This is a genomic window from Streptomyces cinereoruber (assembly GCF_009299385.1).
Classification (GTDB): domain Bacteria; phylum Actinomycetota; class Actinomycetes; order Streptomycetales; family Streptomycetaceae; genus Streptomyces; species Streptomyces bikiniensis.
The window spans coordinates 3,715,010-3,733,747 of record NZ_CP023693.1 but is presented as its reverse complement, the minus strand read 5'-3'; the positions used below and the strand labels follow the sequence as shown (position 1 = coordinate 3,733,747).

The window sequence follows — 18,738 nt, the reverse complement described above, 5'->3', positions numbered from 1 at the left end:
CCGGTGGAAGGGCGCCGACGCAATCCGTACGAACTGACCGACGAGTCGCCGGTGTACGTCATCTCGGTGGCGGCCCAGCTCTCCGGTCTGCACCCCCAGACCCTCCGCCAGTACGACCGGCTCGGCCTGGTCTCCCCGGACCGCACGGCGGGCCGGGGGCGGCGCTACTCGGCCCGCGACATCGAACTGCTCCGCCAGGTGCAGCAGTTGTCGCAGAACGAGGGCATCAACCTGGCCGGGATCAAGCGCATCATCGAACTGGAGAACCAGGTCGCCGCGCTCCAGAGCCGGATCGCCGAGCTGTCGGCGGCCGTGGACGGCGCGGCGGCGGCGATGCGGCAGCGCGAGGCCCAGGTGCACGCCTCGTACCGGCGCGACCTCGTGCCGTACCAGGACGTGCAGCAGGCGAGCGCGCTGGTGGTCTGGCGCCCCAAGCGCGGCGATTAGCCCCGTACTTCGTGCCGTGAGGCCCCCGTCACAGCCGTGGCGGGGGCCTCGCGCGTGTCTTCGGAGGATCAGGGGATCAGCTCGGCCACGATGTCGCCGAGCGTCTCCCACCACGGGGCGGCCCCGGTGCCGAAGGCGGCGGCGAGGGCGGTGCCGACGGCGACGTCGAGCGGTTCGGGGCCGCGGTCCGGCAGCCACTCGGGGTCCACCCGCCCGTCCCCGGTGGAGATCAGGGTGCCGAGCCGCCGCCCGTTCCGGGTCAGCCGGCTCTCCGCGTACGAGCAGGGGACGAGCCGGTGGCGGACCCCGCCGACGACGGCGTCCACCCGGTAGGAGCGGCGCAGCAGCCGTCCCCGGGCGGGGCGGAGGACGGCCGGGGCGCCGTCCACGGTGAGGGTGAGGAGGGCGGCCCTGCGGGTGCCGATCGGGATGTGGTCCGCGGGCTCGGTCCCCGGGGCCCTTACGAGCTCCACGACGGGCAGTCCCGGTCCGGAGACGCGCAGGGTCCCGGCGGCGCCGTCGAGTTCGATCCGCACGTCCGCGCCCGTGTTCCTGTCCATGGGGGTGTTCACTGAGCTGGGTCGTCCTGTTCGAGGATGCCCGACTGGGCGATGAGGTAGCCGAGCTGGGCCCGGCTGCCGCTGCCGAGGGTGGCGGCGAGCTTGGCGATGTGGGCCCGGCAGGTGCGCACGTTCATCCCGAGCCGGCGGGCGATGGCCTCGTCCACGTGCCCCTCCACGAGGAGCCGAGCGATGGAGCGCTGGACGCCGCCGATGCCGTCCACGGGGGGCCTGTAGGGGATCTCCTCGTCCCAGGGCACGCCGTGCAGCCAGAACTGCTCGAAGACGCCGACGAGGTACTGGACGAGCCCTTCGTGGCGCAGCTCCAGGGCGACCTGGCGGTCGCTGCGGGCCGGCACGAAGGCGACCTTGCGGTCCACGATGATCAGCCGGTCGATGATCTCCTCGAGGGTGCGCAGGACGAGCCCGTAGGGGGCGACCCGCTCGACGTAGGCCAGGGTGGCGGGATGGTGCCGGGCGGTGTGCTGGTAGAGCGTGCGCATCCGGACGCCCCGGTCGAGCAGGGGCTCCATGCGGCGCAGGGCCGCTTCGAGGGTCTCGGGGCGCCGTCCGCTGCCCGGCTGGACGGTGAGGAGTTCGGTCGTGCACTCGTTGATGACGCGGTCCAGCGTGGCGTTGATGACGCTGAGACCCTCGAGGACGGTGATGGCCTGGGTGGCGGAGGGGTCCGGCGTGTGGATGGCGAGGAACGGCTCGAACACGTCGGCCAGGGCGATGGCGTGCTGGCGGCGCGCCTGGATCTCCTGCTCTATGGGGTGGATGAGCTGGTTCAGGGCGATCGTGGGCGGGATCGGGTGCAGCCACCGGCTGTCGTCCGGATCCGGGTGCAGGAGCGACAGTTCCTTGAGGCAGGGGGCGGCCTCGGCCTCCGAACGGGCTATTCGGCCCGTGCGGAGGGCCTTCGCGTACAGCTCCTTGCCCACGGCGCACAGTTCCCCGCGACTGTGGTTATGTGCGGAATCGTCACATTCAAGCCCCATTTACACCCCCCCAGGGTTATGCATTACAGGAACATGATGCCCGGCTTGGGTGGTGAAAAGGAGCTGGTGTGAGCCATCGTCTAGAGCGCGGGGGGGAGGTAGTGATCAAAAGAGGTGGAGATCGGCCATGACCAGGATGGTTCGTGCACTTGGCGCCATAGCCGTTGCGGCGGCTGCTCTCGGTGCGCTCGCCGTTGGCGAGCCCTCGTGGGAGACGCATCCGGCGCACTCGGTGGCGGGGCAGAACGAGCCCTCGTGGGAGACCGCCCCGGCACGTGAGGTCCTCGCCAAGCCCGGTGAGCCCTCGTGGGAGGTCGCCCCGCTGGGTGAGCCCTCGTGGGAGACCGCGCCGGCACGTGAGGTCCTCGCCAAGGTCGGCGAGCCCTCGTGGGAGGTCGCCCCGCTGGAGGGCGAGCCCTCGTGGGAGACCGCGCCCAGGGGCGTCGGAGCGTGAGCGTCCCGCCGGACGACCGCAGGTTCCGGCGGGAGATGGCCTCGGCCTACCGCTCCGGATGGCACTTCATCGATCTCGCCACGGCCATCCCCCACCGTGGCGACTCGCTGAAGGTGACCCTCTTCGGAGAGCCGATCGTCGTCGCCCGGGAGCAGGACGAGGACGTCCGCGCCTACCGGTGCCTGCGCCGGCCGCGCGGCGCCCCGCAGCCCATCCGCTGTGCCATCCGGTACGGCATGATCTTCGTCAACCTCGACCAGCGCGACCACCAGCTGATCGAGCCCGAGACCATCACCGCCACCCCCCGCAGTGCCTGAGCGATCCCCCCGTCGTTGTAGGTCGCCCAGGCACTTCCCCCACACAGCGGCGCCATCGCGGACCTGAAACGCGATGGCGCCGCTGTGCTGCGCCCGTGTCCTTCCGGGCGCCCGCGCCCTTTCCGGAGCGCCCGCGTCCTCTCCGGGCGCCCCGGGGCGCGTCAGGCGCGGCCCATCGCCCGGGTGAGGGCGATCTCGATCACGACCCGGTCCGGGTTGGGGGTCGGGGTGCGGCCGTAGCGCTCCGCGTAACGGGCGACGGCGTCCTCGACGACCTCCGCCTCCGTACGGATCCGGGCGACGCCCTCCAGGGTGGCCCAGCGCCCCCGGTCGACCTGGCAGACCGCGACCCGCGCGCCGTCCGCGCCCGCCGCCAGGACGTTGGCGACCTTCCGGCTGTTCTTGTTGGTGATCACGCGCGCGTACCCGCCCTCGGGGTCGTACGTGACGCCGACCGCGACCACGTGCGGGGTGCCGTCCGGACGCGGGGTGGTCAGGGTGCACATGTGGTACTCGCGCCAGAAGCCGAGGTACGAGTCGGAGGGGTTCCTGGGATCCGTTGCCATGCCCGGAAACTACCCGGGGAGGACTCCCGCCGTTAACTTGAGCGGTACCGGCTCAACTTTGTGTACTCTGGAGGAGTCACAGAAGTCATGGAGTGGATCCGTACGGGATCCGCGCAGGCACCGCACGCCGAGGAGGAGCACCGCACATGGACGCCGAACTGACCAACAGGAGCCGGGACGCGCTCAACGCGGCGAGCAGCCGCGCCGTGTCCGAGGGGCACCCGGACCTGGCCCCGGCGCATCTACTGCTCGCCCTCCTCGCCGGTCAGGACAACGAGAACATCACCGACCTGCTCGCCGCCGTCGAGGCCGACCAGGCCGCCGTGCGCGCCGAGGCCGAGCGGCTGCTCGCCGCGCAGCCGAGCGTCGCCGGGTCCACGGTCGCGCCCCCGCAGCCCAACCGCGAACTGCTCGCGGTCGTCGCGGACGCCGCGCAGCGGGCCAAGGAGCTCGGGGACGACTTCGTCTCCACCGAGCACCTGCTCATCGGCATCGCCGCCAAGGGCGGCCGGGCCGGTGAGATCCTCGACCGGCAGGGTGCGAGCGCGAAGAGGCTCCTTGACGCCTTCGAGACGAACAGGGGAGGACGCCGGGTGACCACACCCGACCCGGAAGGGCAGTACAAGGCGCTGGAGAAGTTCGGCACGGACTTCACCGCCGCCGCGCGCGAGGGCAAGCTGGATCCGGTCATCGGCCGCGACCACGAGATCCGGCGCGTGGTCCAGGTGCTCTCCCGCCGCACCAAGAACAACCCGGTCCTCATCGGCGAGCCCGGCGTCGGCAAGACCGCCGTCGTCGAGGGCCTGGCCCAGCGGATCGTGAAGGGCGACGTCCCCGAGTCCCTGAAGAACAAGCGGCTCGTCTCGCTGGACCTCGGCGCGATGGTCGCCGGCGCGAAGTACCGCGGCGAGTTCGAGGAGCGCCTGAAGACCGTCCTCTCCGAGATCAAGGAGAGCGACGGGCAGATCATCACCTTCATCGACGAGCTGCACACGGTCGTCGGCGCGGGCGCCGGCGGCGACTCCGCCATGGACGCGGGCAACATGCTCAAGCCGATGCTGGCCCGCGGCGAGCTGCGCATGGTCGGCGCGACCACCCTGGACGAGTACCGCGAGCGGATCGAGAAGGACCCGGCCCTGGAGCGCCGCTTCCAGCAGGTCCTGGTCGCCGAGCCGACCGTCGAGGACACCGTCGCGATCCTGCGCGGCCTCAAGGGCCGGTACGAGGCCCACCACAAGGTGCAGATCAACGACTCCGCCCTCGTGGCCGCCGCGACCCTCTCCGACCGGTACATCACCTCCCGCTTCCTGCCCGACAAGGCCATCGACCTCGTGGACGAGGCCGCCTCCCGGCTCCGCATGGAGATCGACTCCTCCCCGGTCGAGATCGACGAGCTCCAGCGCTCCGTCGACCGGCTCCGCATGGAGGAGCTGGCCCTGAAGAACGAGACCGACGCGGCCAGCAAGCAGCGCCTGGAGAAGCTGCGGCGCGACCTCGCCGACCGCGAGGAGGAGCTGCGCGGCCTCACCGCCCGCTGGGAGAAGGAGAAGCAGTCCCTCAACCGGGTCGGCGAGCTGAAGGAGCGCCTGGACGAGGCCCGCGGCCGCGCCGAGCGCGCCCAGCGCGACGGCGACTTCGACACCGCCTCCAAGCTGCTCTACGGAGAGATCCCGGCCCTGGAGCGGGAGCTGGAGGAGGCCTCCGAGGCCGAGGCCCAGCAGGAGACCTCGAAGGACACCATGGTCAAGGAGGAGGTCGGCCCCGACGACATCGCGGACGTGGTCGGCTCCTGGACCGGCATCCCCGCCGGCCGCCTCCTGGAGGGCGAGACGCAGAAGCTGCTCCGCATGGAGGACGAGCTGGGCAAGCGGCTCATCGGCCAGTCCGAGGCCGTCCGGGCCGTCTCCGACGCGGTGCGCCGCACCCGCGCCGGGATCGCCGACCCCGACCGTCCCACCGGCTCCTTCCTCTTCCTCGGCCCGACCGGCGTCGGCAAGACCGAGCTGGCGAAGGCGCTCGCGGACTTCCTCTTCGACGACGAGCGGGCCATGGTCCGCATCGACATGTCGGAGTACGGCGAGAAGCACTCCGTCGCCCGGCTGGTCGGCGCGCCCCCCGGCTACGTCGGATACGAGGAGGGCGGCCAGCTCACGGAGGCGGTCCGCCGCCGCCCGTACAGCGTGGTGCTGCTGGACGAGGTCGAGAAGGCGCACCCGGAGGTCTTCGACGTCCTGCTCCAGGTCCTGGACGACGGGCGGCTCACCGACGGGCAGGGCCGGACGGTGGACTTCCGCAACACCATCCTGATCCTGACCTCGAACCTGGGCAGCCAGTACCTGGTGGACCCGGCGACCCCGGAGGACGTGAAGAAGCAGCAGGTCCTGGAGGTCGTGCGGGCCAGTTTCAAGCCGGAGTTCCTGAACCGGCTGGACGACCTGGTGGTCTTCTCCGCCCTCGACCGGGCCGAGCTGGGCCGGATCGCCCGGCTCCAGATCGACCGGCTCGCCAGGCGGCTCGCCGAGCGGCGCCTCACCCTGGACGTCACCCCGGAGGCCCTGGAGTGGCTGGCCGACGAGGGCAACGACCCGGCGTACGGCGCCCGGCCGCTGCGCCGCCTGATCCAGACGGCGATCGGCGACCGGCTCGCCCGCGAGATCCTGGCGGGCGAGGTCCGCGACGGCGACACGGTCCGCGTGGACCGGTTCGAGGACGGCCTGATCGTGGGGCCGGCGGCCCGCTAGCCGCAGGTCAGAGGTCGAAGGCCTTGACGCGTACGAGGGCGGTCCCCCCGTCCTCGTACGCGATCGAGACGTCCACGAACAGGACCTCGTCGTACGACGCCCGCACGCACACGTCCACCTCGCAGGAGTACGCGGTCTCCCCGGCCGGATAGGTGGCGGCCAGCCAGGCCCCGGCCCGGTCCGTCCGGAATTCGGCCTCGGCCACCGTGTCCTGCCAGTGCGCCGCCGTGCACCGGGCGTCCCGCGCGTCCGCCGGGAGCGTCCCCCGGGCGAAGGTCATCACGTCGGAGCAGTCGGCCGGTTTCGCCTCGCCGATCTCGTCCCAGGCCATCGCGCCCCAGGCCAGCAGGGCCAGCGGCCCAGCGCAGATCACCGTCATGACGGCTGTGGCCCAGACCCAGGTCCACGGCCGCGCCTTCACCGGCTTGCGTTTCGGTGCCTTCTCTTCCCCCATGTGCACCAGATCTTGTCAGCCCGCAGCGGATCGCGGGAGCGGGGGTTGCCACGGACCGCCCGGGATGGGAGAGGATGGCGAGCATCCGTACGAAGGGAAATACACGGTGAGCATCGACCCGTCCTCGATTCCGAATTTCGGGGGCCAGCCCCAGCCTCAGGCCGCAGGACCGGCGGGCCCCGTCGTCCCCGACCAGGACCTCGTCAAGCAGCTCCTCGACCAGATGGAGCTGAAGTACGTCGTCGACGACGAGGGCGACCTCGCGGCGCCGTGGGAGGAGTTCCGCACCTACTTCATGTTCCGCGGCGAGGCGGAGCAGCAGGTCTTCTCGGTCCGGACGTTCTACGACCGCCCACACTCGGCCGACGACCGCGCGAGGATCCTCGACGCGATCGACGACTGGAACCGCCGCACCCTGTGGCCCAAGGTCTACACCCACCTGCACGAGGAGGAGGACGGCTCCGCCACCCTCCGCCTCATCGGCGAGGCCCAGATGCTGATCGGCACCGGCGTCGCCCTGGAGCACTTCGTGTCCTCCACGGTGAGCTGGGTCCGCGCCTCCATCGAGTTCGACAAGTGGATCGTGGAGCAGTTCGGCCTGGAGTCCCCGGAGGACAAGGCCGAGGGCGACGAGGCCTGAGCCCCGCCCGAGCGCGAAGGAGCCCGGCCCCCGGAAAAGGGGGGGCCGGGCTCCTTTCTTCATGGCCTCAGGCCAGCCGCTTGAGGCGGGAGACGGCGTCCTCCAGGACCTCGGTCCGCTTGCAGAAGGCGAAGCGGACGAAGGGGGCGCCCTCGTCGCGGTGGTCGTAGAAGACGGCGTTGGGGATGGCGACGACGCCGGCGCGCTCCGGCAGGGAGCGGCAGAAGGCGAAGCCGTCGGTGGCGCCGAGGGGGCGGATGTCGGTGGTGACGAAGTAGGTGCCGGAGGGGCGGTAGACCTCGAAGCCCGCCTGGGCGAGGCCCTCGCTCAGCAGGTCCCGCTTGGCCGCCAGGTCGGCGCGCAGGCCATCGAAGTACGTGTCCGGGAGCCGGAGCGCCTCGGCGACCGCGTACTGGAACGGGCCGGAGGAGACGTACGTGAGGAACTGCTTGGCCGCGCGGACGGCCGAGGTCAGCTCGGGGCTCGCGGTGATCCAGCCGACCTTCCAGCCCGTGAACGAGAACGTCTTGCCGGCCGACGAGATGGTGACCGTGCGCTCCCGCATGCCCGGCAGGCTCGCGATCGGCACGTGCTCGGCGCCGTCGAAGACCAGGTGCTCGTAGACCTCGTCCGTGACGACGAGCAGGTCCCGCTCGACCGCCAGCTCGGCGACGGCCGTCAGCTCGGCCCGGGTCAGGACGGTGCCGGTGGGGTTGTGCGGGGTGTTGAGCAGGATCAGCCGCGTCCGGTCGGTGACGGCGGCCCGCAGCTCGTCCAGGTCGAGGACGTAGGCGCCCTCGTGGGGCCGGAGCGTGACGGGGACGCGGGTTCCGCCGGCCATCGCGACGCAGGCCGCGTACGAGTCGTAGTACGGCTCCAGGGCGATCACCTCGTCGCCCGGCTCCACCAGGGCGAGGAGCGAGGCCGCGATCGCCTCGGTCGCGCCCGCCGTGACGAGGACCTCCGCGTCGGGGTCGTACTCCAGGCCGTACCGCTCCCGCTGGTGGTCCGCGATCGCCGTCCGCAGCTCGGGGACGCCCGGGCCCGGCGGGTACTGGTTGCCCCGGCCGTCCCGCAGGGCGCGCACCGCCGCCTCCCTGACCTCCTCCGGACCGTCGGTGTCGGGGAAGCCCTGGCCGAGGTTGATCGCCCCGGTTCTCGCGGCGAGCGCGGACATCTCGGCGAAGATCGTCGTGCCGAACTCGGCGAGGCGGCGGTTGAGCGGCGGTCGTGTCATGCCCGCCATCCTGAGCCCAAGCTCTGGACTTGCTCAAGTGTGCTTTGGGCCGGGAACGGCATGGGAATCCCCCTCGCACAGAAGAACGGGGGCAGTACTCATGGCATTCATCATCGGCATCGTCCTGGCGGTCGCGATCGTGGTCGTCGTCGCGTTCGCCGCCACCGCGGAGAAGCGGCGCGTGGCCGCCGCCCGGCGCGCGTCCATCCGCAGGTCCGTCGCCGCGTACCGGGTCGCGGCCGCCCGCTCCGGGGGTACGAAGCGGAGCGGGCGCCGGAGGAGCGGCGGAGGCGGTGACAGCGGCGGCGGCTGGATCGGCGGCGGCTCCTGCGGCTCCGGAAGCTCCTGCGGCTCCGGAAGCTCCTGCGGGGGCGGCGGCTGCGGCGGCAGCTGAGCGGGCGGGCCGCCGGCCACGGGGGTGTCGGCGGCCCGCCGTCACAAGGGGGCGCGGTCGTCGGCGGTCCCGAGCACACGGAGTCGTCCGCCGGCGTGCGCCCCGGCGGTCGAAACCGGTTGAACAAGTGAACTGTGGGGTCCCCGAAGGGGTTGGAAACCACGGCAAGTTGGGTAAAAACGCTGCGAGTCGTCCGGCGTCCGTGGTTCTCTCGCTCCTGACAGAGACAGCCCTCGGACCGTGTGTGGACCCGAGCCGGCGATTCCCCACTCCCGGTGAAAACCCTCACCGGGGCGCCCCCGGCCCACCCGTCAAACCGTGTTTGCGGAGCCGACCCATGCTCACCACCCTGAAGACCTCCTACACCGACACGCGCGCGGCCGATCTGGCCTGGGCGCTCGGGCGCGAGCCGCTGCCCGCCCTCGCCGTCCTCGACCTCGAACTCTCCGGCGCCAAGCTCCAGTTGAGACTTCTCGGCGCCTCCCATCAGGTCCTCCTGGAGGAGGAGGGGCGCACGTGCTCGGAGACCGTGGCGTGCATGCCCGGCAGCAGCACCCCCCTCCCGCTCGGCGTCTCCAAGCGCGTCGGCGGCTGGGACTACGAATTCGCCGCGCGCGTCGAGACGCTCTCGGACGGCTCCTTCGCGGGCCGCGCGCAGGAGTTGCTCGCGCTCGTCGCCGACCACCCGAACGGACTCGCCGGCACCTTCCCCGGCTCCCCGCACGCCTTCACCGCCATGCTGGCCCAGCGCCACGAGGGGCAGGTGCGGTGGCGCACCTGGCACGCCTACCCGCAGGAAGGGCAGTTGGTGGTGACCAGGACCAGGATCGGTGCGCGTATGCCCGCCGCACTCTGATGCGCCCCCCGAAAGCCCCATGTGCACCCGTGTGGGTGACCAGGGGCGCTCGGGCCGTGACGTAGCGTTACCGCATGATCGAGCAGACCGTGACCGTGCCACCCGAGGAGCGGGTACGGCGGGAGCCCGCGCGGCGGCCCGTCCGGCCGCGCGAGGCGGTACGGTTCCCGGTCCTCGCGGTGGTCTTCGTCTGCGCCGCCTGCGGCCTGGTCTACGAGCTCGAACTGGTGGCGCTCTCCTCGTACTTGATCGGGGACTCGGTCACCCAGGCGTCCGTCGTGCTCTCCGTGATGGTGTTCGCGATGGGTCTCGGCTCGCTCCTCGCCAAGCGGCTGCGCTGCCGCGCCGCCGTCGGCTTCGGCCTGGTCGAGGCCGCGCTCGCGCTGGTCGGCGGCTGTTCGGCGATGGTGCTGTACGCGGCCTTCGCCTGGCTCGGCGAATCGCGGTACGTGGTCGTGGCGTTCTCGCTCGCGATCGGGGTGCTCATCGGCGCGGAGATCCCCCTCCTGATGTCGCTGATACAGCGCACCGGGCGGGAGCCGGGGTCCGGCGAGCCGGACGACGCGGCCGGGACGGTCGCCGACCTCTTCGCCGCCGACTACGTCGGCGCGCTGGTCGGCGGCCTCGCCTTCCCGTTCCTGCTGCTTCCCTGGCTCGGCCAGCTGACCGGCGCGCTCGTCACCGGCGCGGTCAACGCCGTCGCGGGCGGCGGGCTCGTCCTCTGGGTCTTCCGCCGCGACCTGACCGCCCGCTCCCGGGCCCTGCTCCTCGCCGTGAACCTGGGCGTCCTGGCCGTCCTCGCCACCGCGACCGTCCTCGTCGACGACTTCGAGCAGGCCGCGCGCCGGGCCGTGTACGGGGAGGACGTGCGGGTCGCCGTCCACACCGACCTCCAGGAGGTCGTGGTGACCGGGGGCCCGGAGGGGCCGCCCGACCTGTTCCTCGACGGCCGGCTCCGGGTCTCCGGAGAGGACGAGTACCGCTACCACGAGGCGCTCGTCCACCCCGCGATGAACGGGCCGCACGCGCGCGTCCTGATCGTCGGCGGCGGGGACGGGATGGCCGTCCGCGAGGTGCTGCGCCACCCCGGCGTCCGGTCCGTGACCGTCGTGGAGCTCGACCCCGGGGTCGTCCGCCTCGCCCGCACCGACCCGGCGCTCGCCCGGCTCAACGCGCAGGCGTTCCGCGACCCGCGCGTCCGGGTCGTCCACGAGGACGCCTTCCACTGGCTGCGGGGCGCCGCCGACCGGGTGCGGGAACGTTACGACGTGGTGCTCTCCGACCTGCCCGACCCCGGGATCACCCCCAGCACCAAGCTGTACTCGGAGGAGTTCTACGGGCTCGTGGCCCGGATCCTCGGCCCGTCCGGGCGGTTCGCCGTCCACGCGGGCTCGGTCACCGACCGGCCCCACACCTACTGGACGGTCGACGCCACCCTGCGCGCCGCCGGCTTCGCGACCCGGCCCTACAGCGCGAGCGGCCGCACCCCCGGCTTCGCCGCGGGCCCCGACCGCGCCGACCGCTCCGCCGGTACGGGCCCGGGCCCCTGCGACTGGGGCTTCCTCCTGGCCGTCCCGGGCGACCGGCCGCCCGCCCTCGGGCTCGCCCCCGGCGGCCCCCGGCCGCGCTCGCTCGACGCGGAGACCCTGGCGGACGCCGCCCGCCGCGCCGAACGGACCCGGGGGGCCGAGACCCCGCCCTCCTCGACGCTGGTGCACCCGCGGTACGGCGATTGAGGAGTGGAGGCGTCCGGTGCGGGGCGAACGGGCGACGCGGCGGCCCGCTCTGAGTAGGCTCGGCTCCCATGGAGCATGAGGTGTTCGTCCCGGTACCGGCCGAGGCCCTGCGCGCGACGCTCACGGACCCGGCCCGCGTGGTGCGCTGCGTGCCCGGTCTCCAGCGGGACGCCGACGCGGAGCCCCTGACCGGGCGGCTCAAGGTCCGGGTCGGCGGCCACACCATCACCTACCGGGGGGCGGTGCGGATCGTGGAGCGGGACGGCGCCATCACCTATGAGGGCGAGGGCACCGAGGCCCGGGGCAAGGGCGGGGCGGAACTGTCCCTCACCGTCGTCCTCACCCCGGTGGCCGAGGGCACGAACCTGAGCTTCACGGGCGCCCTGACGGCGACCGGCCGGCTCGCCGACGAGACGGACGAGACCCGGGCCACGACGGGCGCCCGCCTGCTCGACCGGTTCGTGGGGGCGGTGACGGGGGCCGCGGGGGAGACCGGGAGCGAGGGCGCCGGTGCCGGTGTCGATCCCGTACTCGACGTGCCTGACGCGCCCGACGTGCCCGACGTACTGGACGCGCTCGGCACCGAAGACGCCGAAGGCACCGGAGTCACCGAAGGCGCCGACGACGACGGTGTGGACGACGGCGTGGAGGAGCCCTCCGACCGCGCCCCCGGCCTCGACGCCCCGGTGCCGCCCCCCGCCCTCGACCCCCTCCCCGACGAGGGCTTCGGGGAGGCGCCGATCGAGTTCCCCGCCCCGCAGCCCGCCGCCGAGGCCGCCCACGCGCGCCGGACCATGATCGGCCGGAGCGCCGAGGAGGTCGACCACGCCCCGCCGCGCGGCCGGTACGCCCCCGTCCCCGCACCGGAGACGACCAGCGCCGGGGCCACCCTGCGCTGGATCGCCCCGGCCGCGGCCCTCGCCCTCGCCTCCGCCGTCGTCGTGAGCCGGGCCCTGCGCCGCCGCCGCTGAGAACGGCCGCGGCCCGGGGCGATCGCCCATCCTGACGGGGTGGACTTCGGGATGGGGCTCGACAGGGGTGGCTGGGACGAGGGCGGGGCCCTGCGGGCCGCGCTGGGGCGTACGGCCGAGGGGCTCGGGCTCGTCCTGCCCGAGTCGGACGGGGAGACGCGTCGCCTCGCGGAATACGTCGACGCGGGGCGCGGTCGGCGCGCGGTGGTGGTCCCACCCGGAAAGAGATGTCGGACTCTCCAGATGTACGTCCAGGACCACGGCACCCCCCTGGCCGGTGGATGGACCATGGACCTGGCCGAAGTGGCCAGGGCCGCAGCGGCGTGGACGGGCGGCGCCAGCCTCGGGGAGACCAGGGCGCGCGCCCCGTTCATCGAATTCAGGCCCTGGGCCCTCGACCACGAGCGGGAGCCGTTCGATCCCCCAGCCGGTGCTCCGTCGGCTGATGCCGGTCAACAGCCACTTCAACCTCTGGTTCTCCACCAGTGTCAAGGAGGCCCGGAAGGCGGGGATCGGGTACGGCATCCGCCCGTACGACGAGGACGGACTGTACGCGGTGCGGAACCGAGGCAAGCTGCTCGCACGCACCGGGACGGCGGAGGAGGCCGTCGCCGTCCTGGTGGCGGCCCTCCCGGAGGGGATCGGGCCGGCGCGCTGAGGCCGGAGGGTGCTCTTCGGGGCACCCCGGCGACGCCGCCGAACCGGTCGGCCGCGTTCCGTGCCCCGCGGGCTTAGGGTCGAAGCGTGAGCATGCAGACGCGACTGACGGCGGGCGACGCCGAGTTGACCATCAACCCCGACAACGGCTGCCGGATCGAGGGCCTGCGCATCGGCGGCACCGAGGTGCTGCGCCAGGGCGAGCGGTACGGGTGCTTCCCGATGGTGCCCTGGTGCGGGCGGACCGAGAACGGGCGCTTCCGCAACGGGGTCACCGTCCACCGGCTCCCGGTCAACGCGCCCCCGCACGCCATCCACGGCACCGTCCGCGACCTCGCCTGGAAGACCGCCCGCACCTCCGCGACCGAGGCCGTCTTCGTCTGCGAGCTGGGCGACCCCTGGCCGTACGGGGGCCGGGTCACCCAGGTCTTCGAGCTGGCCGAGGACTCCCTCGCCCTCCGCTTCGGCGTCGAGTCCTACGACGACTCGTTCCCGGCCCAGGCCGGCTGGCACCCGTGGTTCCTGCGCAACCTCGGGCGGGGCGGCCAGGACGTACGGGTCGACTTCGCGCCCGCCTGGCAGGAGGAGCGCGGCGAGAACCACCTCCCCACCGGCCGCCGGATCGACCCCCTCCCCGGCCCCTGGGACGACTGCTTCGGCATGCCCGACGGCGTCGACGTCACCCTCACCTGGCCGGAGGAGCTGGAGCTGAAGGTCACCAGCCGGGCCGAGTGGGTCGTGATCTACGACGAGCAGGCGGAGGCGGTCTGCGTCGAGCCGCAGTCCGGCCCCCCGAACGGCCTCAACACCCACCCGCACCTGGTCACCCCGATCGACCCCCTGGAGGTCGAGAGCACGTGGAGCTGGCGGCGCCTCTGACCAGGAGGCCCCTTAAGCTCAGGAGCATGACTGACGTACGCGCTGAGCTGCTCCAGCAGATCAAGGACAAGGCCGTGGTGCACGGCAAGGTGACCCTCTCCTCGGGTCGGGAAGCCGACTACTACATCGACCTGCGCCGGATCACGCTGGACGGCGAGGCCGCGCCGATGGTCGGTCAGGTCATGCTCGACCTCACGGCCGACCTGGACTTCGACTGCGTCGGCGGTCTGACCCTGGGCGCCGACCCGGTCGCCACCTCGATGCTGCACGCCTCCGCCGCGCGCGGGCAGCGCCTGGACGCCTTCGTCGTACGGAAGGCGCAGAAGGCGCACGGCATGCAGCGCCGCATCGAGGGCACGGACGTCAAGGGCCGCCGCTGCCTCGTGGTCGAGGACACCTCGACCACCGGCGGCTCGCCGCTGACCGCCGTCGAGGCCGTCCGCGAGGCGGGCGGCGAGGTCGTCGCCGTGGCGACGATCGTGGACCGGGGCGCCGCCGGTGCCATCGCGGAGGCGGGACTTCCGTACCTCACCGGCTACCAGCTGGGCGATCTCGGCCTGGCGTAACTGCCGCGAAGTCGTGACGTAGGACCCGGGTCGGGGGCGGAACGGCTCTGACCTGCACTTTTCGCCAGGGGCGGGGTGTTTCACGTGAAACACCCCGCCCCTCGGCGTGCCGGGCCCATGGGAGCCCGGACAAGAGTCTGGAAGGATGGGGGCGACGATGACGTCGCCCCCAGGTCAGGGACAGCAACAGCACACACCCCGCACATCACAAGGAGCGGACGAATGCCCATCGCAACCCCCGAGGTCTACAACGAGATGCTCGACCGGGCGAAGGCAGGCAAGTTCGCCTACCCGGCCATCAACGTGACCTCGTCCCAGACCCTGCACGCTGCTCTGCGCGGCTTCGCGGAGGCCGAGAGCGACGGCATCATCCAGATCTCGACCGGCGGTGCCGAGTTCCTGGGCGGTCAGTACAACAAGGACATGGTCACGGGCGCCGTCGCCCTGGCCGAGTTCGCGCACATCGTCGCCGCGAAGTACGACATCACGGTCGCCCTCCACACCGACCACTGCCCCAAGGACAAGCTGGACGGCTACGTCCGTCCGCTGCTGGAGGTCTCCGCCGAGCGCGTCGCCCGGGGCGAGAACCCGCTGTTCCAGTCGCACATGTGGGACGGCTCCGCCGAGACCCTCGCGGACAACCTGGCCATCGGCCAGGAGCTGCTCGCGAAGGCCGCCGCCGCCAAGATCATCCTCGAGGTCGAGATCACCCCGACCGGCGGCGAGGAGGACGGCGTCACCCACGAGATCAACGACGAGCTGTACACCACCGTGGACGACGCGATCCGCACCGCCGAGGCCCTGGGCCTGGGCGAGAAGGGCCGCTACCTGCTCGCCGCGTCCTTCGGCAACGTGCACGGCGTCTACAAGCCGGGCAACGTCGTGCTCCGCCCCGAGCTGCTCAAGGACCTCCAGGCGGGCGTCGCCGCGAAGTTCGGCAAGGCCGACCCGTTCGACTTCGTCTTCCACGGCGGCTCGGGCTCCACGGCCGAGGAGATCGCCACCGCCCTGGAGAACGGCGTCGTGAAGATGAACCTCGACACCGACACCCAGTACGCCTTCACCCGTCCGGTCGTGGACCACATGTTCCGCAACTACGACGGCGTCCTGAAGGTCGACGGCGAGGTCGGCAAGAAGTCCACCTACGACCCGCGCACCTGGGGCAAGCTGGCCGAGGCCGGCATGGCCGTCCGCGTGACCGAGGCGTGCGCCGCGCTGCGCTCGACCGGCACCAAGCTGAAGTAAGCACGTGAAGGGCGAAGGGCCCGGCACCCCGCTTCCCGGGGTGGCGGGCCCTTCGCATGCCGACGAGAGGGGCGAGAGGGCCTGATGTACGACTTCGACCGGGAGAACGACCGGCGCGGGACCTGGTCCGTCCAGTGGGACGGGATCGCGGACCGCTTCGGCGTGCCCGACCTGCTGCCCTTCACCATCTCCGACATGGACTTCGCCTCCCCGCCGGAGGTCCTCGCCGCCCTCCGCGAGCGCGTCGACCACGGGGTCTTCGGCTACACGGACTGGCGGCTCGGGGACTTCCGCGAGGCGATACGCCACTGGTACGCGAGCCGGTACGACACCGCGATCGACCCGGACTCCCTGGTGTACGCGCCCTCCGTGCTCAACCAGCTCTCGCAGCTCCTGCGGATGTGGACGGAGCCCGGGGACGGCGTGGTCGTCCACACCCCCACGTACGACGGCTTCCGCAAGGCCGTGACCGGGCTCGGGCGCGAGCTGCGCGGGGTCCCGGTCGGGGACGCGAAGGCCCTGGAGCGCGAGCTGGCCCGGCCGGACAGCCGGATGCTGCTGCTCTGCTCCCCGCACAACCCGACCGGCCGGGTGTGGACGGAGGCGGAGCTGACCGCCTTCGCGGAGCTGGCCGAGCGGCACGGGGTGAGCGTCGTCAGCGACGAGATCCACGCGGACCTGACCGCCGAGGGGCACCGGCACGTGCCGTGGACCCGGATCGCGGAGCGCGGCCGGGGGCGCCGCTGGGCGCTGGTCACCTCCGGCACCAAGGCCTTCAACTTCCCCGCGCTCTCCGGCTCGTACGGGATCGTCGGCGACCCCGACGAGCGCGAGGCGTTCGTGCGGCGCATGGAGACCGGCGAGGGCCTCGCCTCGCCCGCCGTGCTCTCGCTGACCGCCCACATCGCCGCGTACCGGCAGGGCGCGGCCTGGCTGGACGAGCTGCGCGGCTATGTCGCGGGCACGATGGAGCTGGTCCGGGAACGCCTTGCCGAGGGCCTGCCCGGGGTGGTCTGGGAGCCCCCGCAGGCCGGCTACCTGGCCTGGATCGACCTGCGGCCCCTCGGGATCGAGGAGACCCGGCTCCAGGAGGAGCTGGTGACGGCGGAACGGGTCGCGATCATGCCGGGCGGCACGTACGGCACGCCGGGTTTCGTCCGGCTCAACGTGGGCTGTCCCCGGAAGAAGGCGGAACGGGGCGTGGACGCGCTGATCAGGACGGCGACCCGGCTGCGGACGTCCTGAGGCCGTCGGGGCCGTCCGGGCCCCGGCGCTGAGGCAGACTGGCCCCATGGCCATCCACGAGAACCTGCTGGGGGGACCCGCCCCCACCCACCTGCCCGACGAGCCGGGCCCGCGCGAGCTGCTCGCGAGCGGCACGGCCCCGGCGGAGGTCGCCGCGAAGTACCCGACCTCCTCGCTCGCCTGGGCGCGCCTCGCCGACGACGCCTTCGAGGGCGGCCGGGTCGTCGAGTCGTACGCCTACGCCCGTACCGGCTACCACCGGGGCCTGGACGCCCTGCGCCGCAACGGCTGGAAGGGCCACGGCCCGGTGCCGTGGGAGCACGAGCCGAACCGCGGTTTCCTGCGCGCGCTGCACGCCCTGGCCCGCGCGGCCGGCGAGATCGGCGAGAAGGAGGAGTACGAGCGCTGCACGGCCTTCCTGCGCGACTCCTCGGAGACGGCGGCGGAGACGCTCGGCTGAGTCCGGCGGATTCCCGGGGCGGCGGCCGTTCGACGGCCGCCGCCCCGGCGCTTTCCCGAAGCCGCGCGTCTTTTCCGAGGAGTCGCTCGGAGAAGACGCGCGTTTTCTCGGAACCGACCCCGCGTTTTTCGAGTCTGTTCGAAAGGGGTCGGTACGATCCCCGGAACCGCAGGACCGACACACGCCGGTACCGAGGCCCCAGCTCCTCTTCCCCCACAACCGGCCGAAGCAGGGGAGAAGTCTGCCGTGGGCAAGCGCGCCGCATCCGCGTCCGGATCCGGATCCGCAGGACGGCGGCGGGCACAGAGCCGCCGGCGGAGGCGGGGCGGGAACAGACGCGGACCCGTGCGCCGGCTCGCCCTCCCCGCCCTGGTCCTGGCGTCCCTCGCGCTCGGCGGCGGCGCCGCCCTCGCGCACTTCAACGGCGGGACGGCCGACGACACGGCCGCCGCCCCGGCCCTCCCCGCCTCCGGCCCCGGGGCCGAGGACGCGGCCCCGGCGACCGCTCCGCCCGCGCCCCGGCCCACCACGGCGAAACCGACCCCGTCGCCGAAGCCGAAGCGGACGCCCGGGGCCACCCCGAAACCGACGCCGCCCCCCGCCCCGAAGCCGAAACCGACGTCCGGGGGCACCCCGAGGAAGGCCGACGTGCCGAAGTCCGGCCCCGGAACCTTCGCCACCGCCCGGGCCTCCGGCGCCCCCACCGGCGCGAGCGGCGAGCTGCGCCGCTACCGGGTCCAGGTCGAGCACGGCACCGGCCTGCGGGCGGCGGAGACGGCCGCCGAGATCCAGGGGATCCTGGCCCACCCGCGCGGCTGGGCCGCACACGGCCGGGGCCGCTTCCAGCTGGTCTCCGAGGGCGAGGCCGCCGACTTCGTCATCCGGATCGCCACCCCCGACACGGCGGACGCGCTCTGCCTGCGCGAGGGCCTCGACACCGGCGGCGAGCTGAACTGCGAGACCACCGAGGGCGTCGTCGTGAACCTGCGCCGGTGGATGCTCGGCTCCCCGACCTTCGCGGGCGAGCCCGCCGAGTACCGGCACCTGATCATCAACCACGAGGTCGGGCACGAGATCGGCATCCGGCAGCACATGGCCTGCCCGGGGCCGGGAAAGCCCGCGCCCGCGATGATGCAGCAGATCAAGGGCCTGGACGGCTGCGTTTCGAACGCTTATCCGTACAGCGAAGACGGGAGCTACATCACGGGGCCGATCGTGCCATGATGCCGTTGGGACGGCGTGCGACGGAGCGCGCCTCCCGAGGGGACCGGAGCTCCCGTGCCGCACGAGGTGCCGCACGGTGCGAGCGGAC

At 72.8% G+C, this 18,738-nt stretch carries 21 protein-coding genes; 16 read left to right on the top strand and 5 right to left on the bottom strand.

Annotation, left to right across the window (positions count from 1 at the left end; genetic code table 11):
• The first annotated feature begins 3 nt into the window (after positions 1 to 3).
• A complete protein-coding gene (locus CP977_RS16600) occupies positions 4 to 447 on the top strand; it encodes a heat shock protein transcriptional repressor HspR (RefSeq protein WP_152370367.1) in 444 nt (147 codons plus the stop codon).
• Positions 448 to 515: 68 nt separating this feature from the next.
• Here the strand turns inward: CP977_RS16600 and CP977_RS16595 are convergent, their stop codons facing one another.
• Both CP977_RS16595 and CP977_RS16590 read right to left on the bottom strand, forming a co-directional pair.
• Entirely contained in the window at positions 516 to 1,007 is a 492-nt protein-coding gene (locus CP977_RS16595) for a hypothetical protein (protein WP_152370366.1), read from the bottom strand.
• 8 nt (positions 1,008 to 1,015) lie between these two features.
• Positions 1,016 to 2,008, bottom strand: coding sequence for a hypothetical protein (locus CP977_RS16590; protein ID WP_062754072.1), 993 nt, complete (start codon positions 2,006 to 2,008; stop codon positions 1,016 to 1,018).
• A 127-nt stretch (positions 2,009 to 2,135) separates the two neighbouring features.
• Between CP977_RS16590 and CP977_RS16585 the strand changes: the two genes are divergently transcribed.
• Positions 2,136 to 2,462, top strand: coding sequence for a hypothetical protein (locus CP977_RS16585; RefSeq protein WP_062754074.1), 327 nt, complete (start codon positions 2,136 to 2,138; stop codon positions 2,460 to 2,462).
• The gene (locus CP977_RS16580) at positions 2,459 to 2,779 is read left to right on the top strand and encodes a Rieske (2Fe-2S) protein (RefSeq protein WP_062754076.1); all 321 of its coding nucleotides are present in this window, start codon (positions 2,459 to 2,461) and stop codon (positions 2,777 to 2,779) included. Before CP977_RS16585 ends, CP977_RS16580 begins: the two co-directional genes overlap by 4 nt.
• A 161-nt stretch (positions 2,780 to 2,940) precedes the next feature.
• Here the strand turns inward: CP977_RS16580 and CP977_RS16575 are convergent, their stop codons facing one another.
• Positions 2,941 to 3,345, bottom strand: a complete 405-nt coding sequence (locus tag CP977_RS16575; RefSeq protein WP_062754078.1) for a pyridoxamine 5'-phosphate oxidase family protein — start codon at positions 3,343 to 3,345, stop codon at positions 2,941 to 2,943.
• Between the two features lie 146 nt (positions 3,346 to 3,491).
• Between CP977_RS16575 and clpB the strand changes: the two genes are divergently transcribed.
• Positions 3,492 to 6,086: an ATP-dependent chaperone ClpB gene (gene clpB / locus CP977_RS16570; RefSeq protein ID WP_062754080.1), complete on the top strand. Its 2,595-nt coding sequence runs from the start codon at positions 3,492 to 3,494 to the stop codon at positions 6,084 to 6,086.
• 7 nt (positions 6,087 to 6,093) lie between these two features.
• Here the strand turns inward: clpB and CP977_RS16565 are convergent, their stop codons facing one another.
• Entirely contained in the window at positions 6,094 to 6,540 is a 447-nt protein-coding gene (locus tag CP977_RS16565; RefSeq protein ID WP_152370365.1) for a hypothetical protein, read from the bottom strand.
• Positions 6,541 to 6,646: 106 nt separating this feature from the next.
• On the opposite strand from CP977_RS16565, the gene CP977_RS16560 reads away from it, so the two are divergent.
• Positions 6,647 to 7,180 (top strand): type III secretion system chaperone family protein, encoded by a 534-nt coding sequence (locus tag CP977_RS16560; RefSeq protein ID WP_062754085.1) that lies wholly within the window; start codon positions 6,647 to 6,649, stop codon positions 7,178 to 7,180.
• A 67-nt stretch (positions 7,181 to 7,247) separates the two neighbouring features.
• On the opposite strand, the gene CP977_RS16555 is transcribed toward CP977_RS16560, so the two are convergent.
• Complete coding sequence (locus CP977_RS16555) at positions 7,248 to 8,417, bottom strand: pyridoxal phosphate-dependent aminotransferase (protein WP_062754087.1); 1,170 nt, start codon at positions 8,415 to 8,417, stop codon at positions 7,248 to 7,250.
• Positions 8,418 to 8,517: 100 nt separating this feature from the next.
• Between CP977_RS16555 and CP977_RS16550 the strand changes: the two genes are divergently transcribed.
• From CP977_RS16550 to CP977_RS16500, 11 genes are all read left to right on the top strand, one after another.
• Complete coding sequence (locus CP977_RS16550; RefSeq protein ID WP_167308917.1) at positions 8,518 to 8,811, top strand: hypothetical protein; 294 nt, start codon at positions 8,518 to 8,520, stop codon at positions 8,809 to 8,811.
• Between the two features lie 337 nt (positions 8,812 to 9,148).
• Positions 9,149 to 9,667 (top strand): DUF2617 family protein, encoded by a 519-nt coding sequence (locus CP977_RS16545; RefSeq protein WP_062754089.1) that lies wholly within the window; start codon positions 9,149 to 9,151, stop codon positions 9,665 to 9,667.
• Positions 9,668 to 9,741: 74 nt separating this feature from the next.
• Entirely contained in the window at positions 9,742 to 11,403 is a 1,662-nt protein-coding gene (locus CP977_RS16540; RefSeq protein ID WP_062754091.1) for a polyamine aminopropyltransferase, read from the top strand.
• Between the two features lie 68 nt (positions 11,404 to 11,471).
• Complete coding sequence (locus tag CP977_RS16535; RefSeq protein WP_062754093.1) at positions 11,472 to 12,374, top strand: SRPBCC family protein; 903 nt, start codon at positions 11,472 to 11,474, stop codon at positions 12,372 to 12,374.
• A gap of 67 nt (positions 12,375 to 12,441) precedes the next feature.
• On the top strand, positions 12,442 to 13,032 hold the full coding sequence (locus CP977_RS35345; RefSeq protein ID WP_308433288.1) for a DUF6193 family natural product biosynthesis protein: 591 nt from the start codon (positions 12,442 to 12,444) through the stop codon (positions 13,030 to 13,032).
• A gap of 92 nt (positions 13,033 to 13,124) precedes the next feature.
• On the top strand, positions 13,125 to 13,910 hold the full coding sequence (locus CP977_RS16525; protein ID WP_152371577.1) for an aldose epimerase family protein: 786 nt from the start codon (positions 13,125 to 13,127) through the stop codon (positions 13,908 to 13,910).
• A 26-nt stretch (positions 13,911 to 13,936) separates the two neighbouring features.
• A complete protein-coding gene (pyrE, locus tag CP977_RS16520; protein ID WP_062754099.1) occupies positions 13,937 to 14,476 on the top strand; it encodes an orotate phosphoribosyltransferase in 540 nt (179 codons plus the stop codon).
• A gap of 222 nt (positions 14,477 to 14,698) precedes the next feature.
• Positions 14,699 to 15,721, top strand: a complete 1,023-nt coding sequence (gene fbaA / locus CP977_RS16515; RefSeq protein ID WP_062754101.1) for a class II fructose-bisphosphate aldolase — start codon at positions 14,699 to 14,701, stop codon at positions 15,719 to 15,721.
• A gap of 84 nt (positions 15,722 to 15,805) precedes the next feature.
• Entirely contained in the window at positions 15,806 to 16,966 is a 1,161-nt protein-coding gene (locus tag CP977_RS16510; RefSeq protein ID WP_152370363.1) for a MalY/PatB family protein, read from the top strand.
• 46 nt (positions 16,967 to 17,012) lie between these two features.
• A complete protein-coding gene (locus CP977_RS16505; protein WP_030206138.1) occupies positions 17,013 to 17,426 on the top strand; it encodes a DUF3151 domain-containing protein in 414 nt (137 codons plus the stop codon).
• A gap of 345 nt (positions 17,427 to 17,771) precedes the next feature.
• On the top strand, positions 17,772 to 18,650 hold the full coding sequence (locus tag CP977_RS16500) for a DUF3152 domain-containing protein (protein ID WP_229991714.1): 879 nt from the start codon (positions 17,772 to 17,774) through the stop codon (positions 18,648 to 18,650).
• Positions 18,651 to 18,738: the final 88 nt, after the last annotated feature.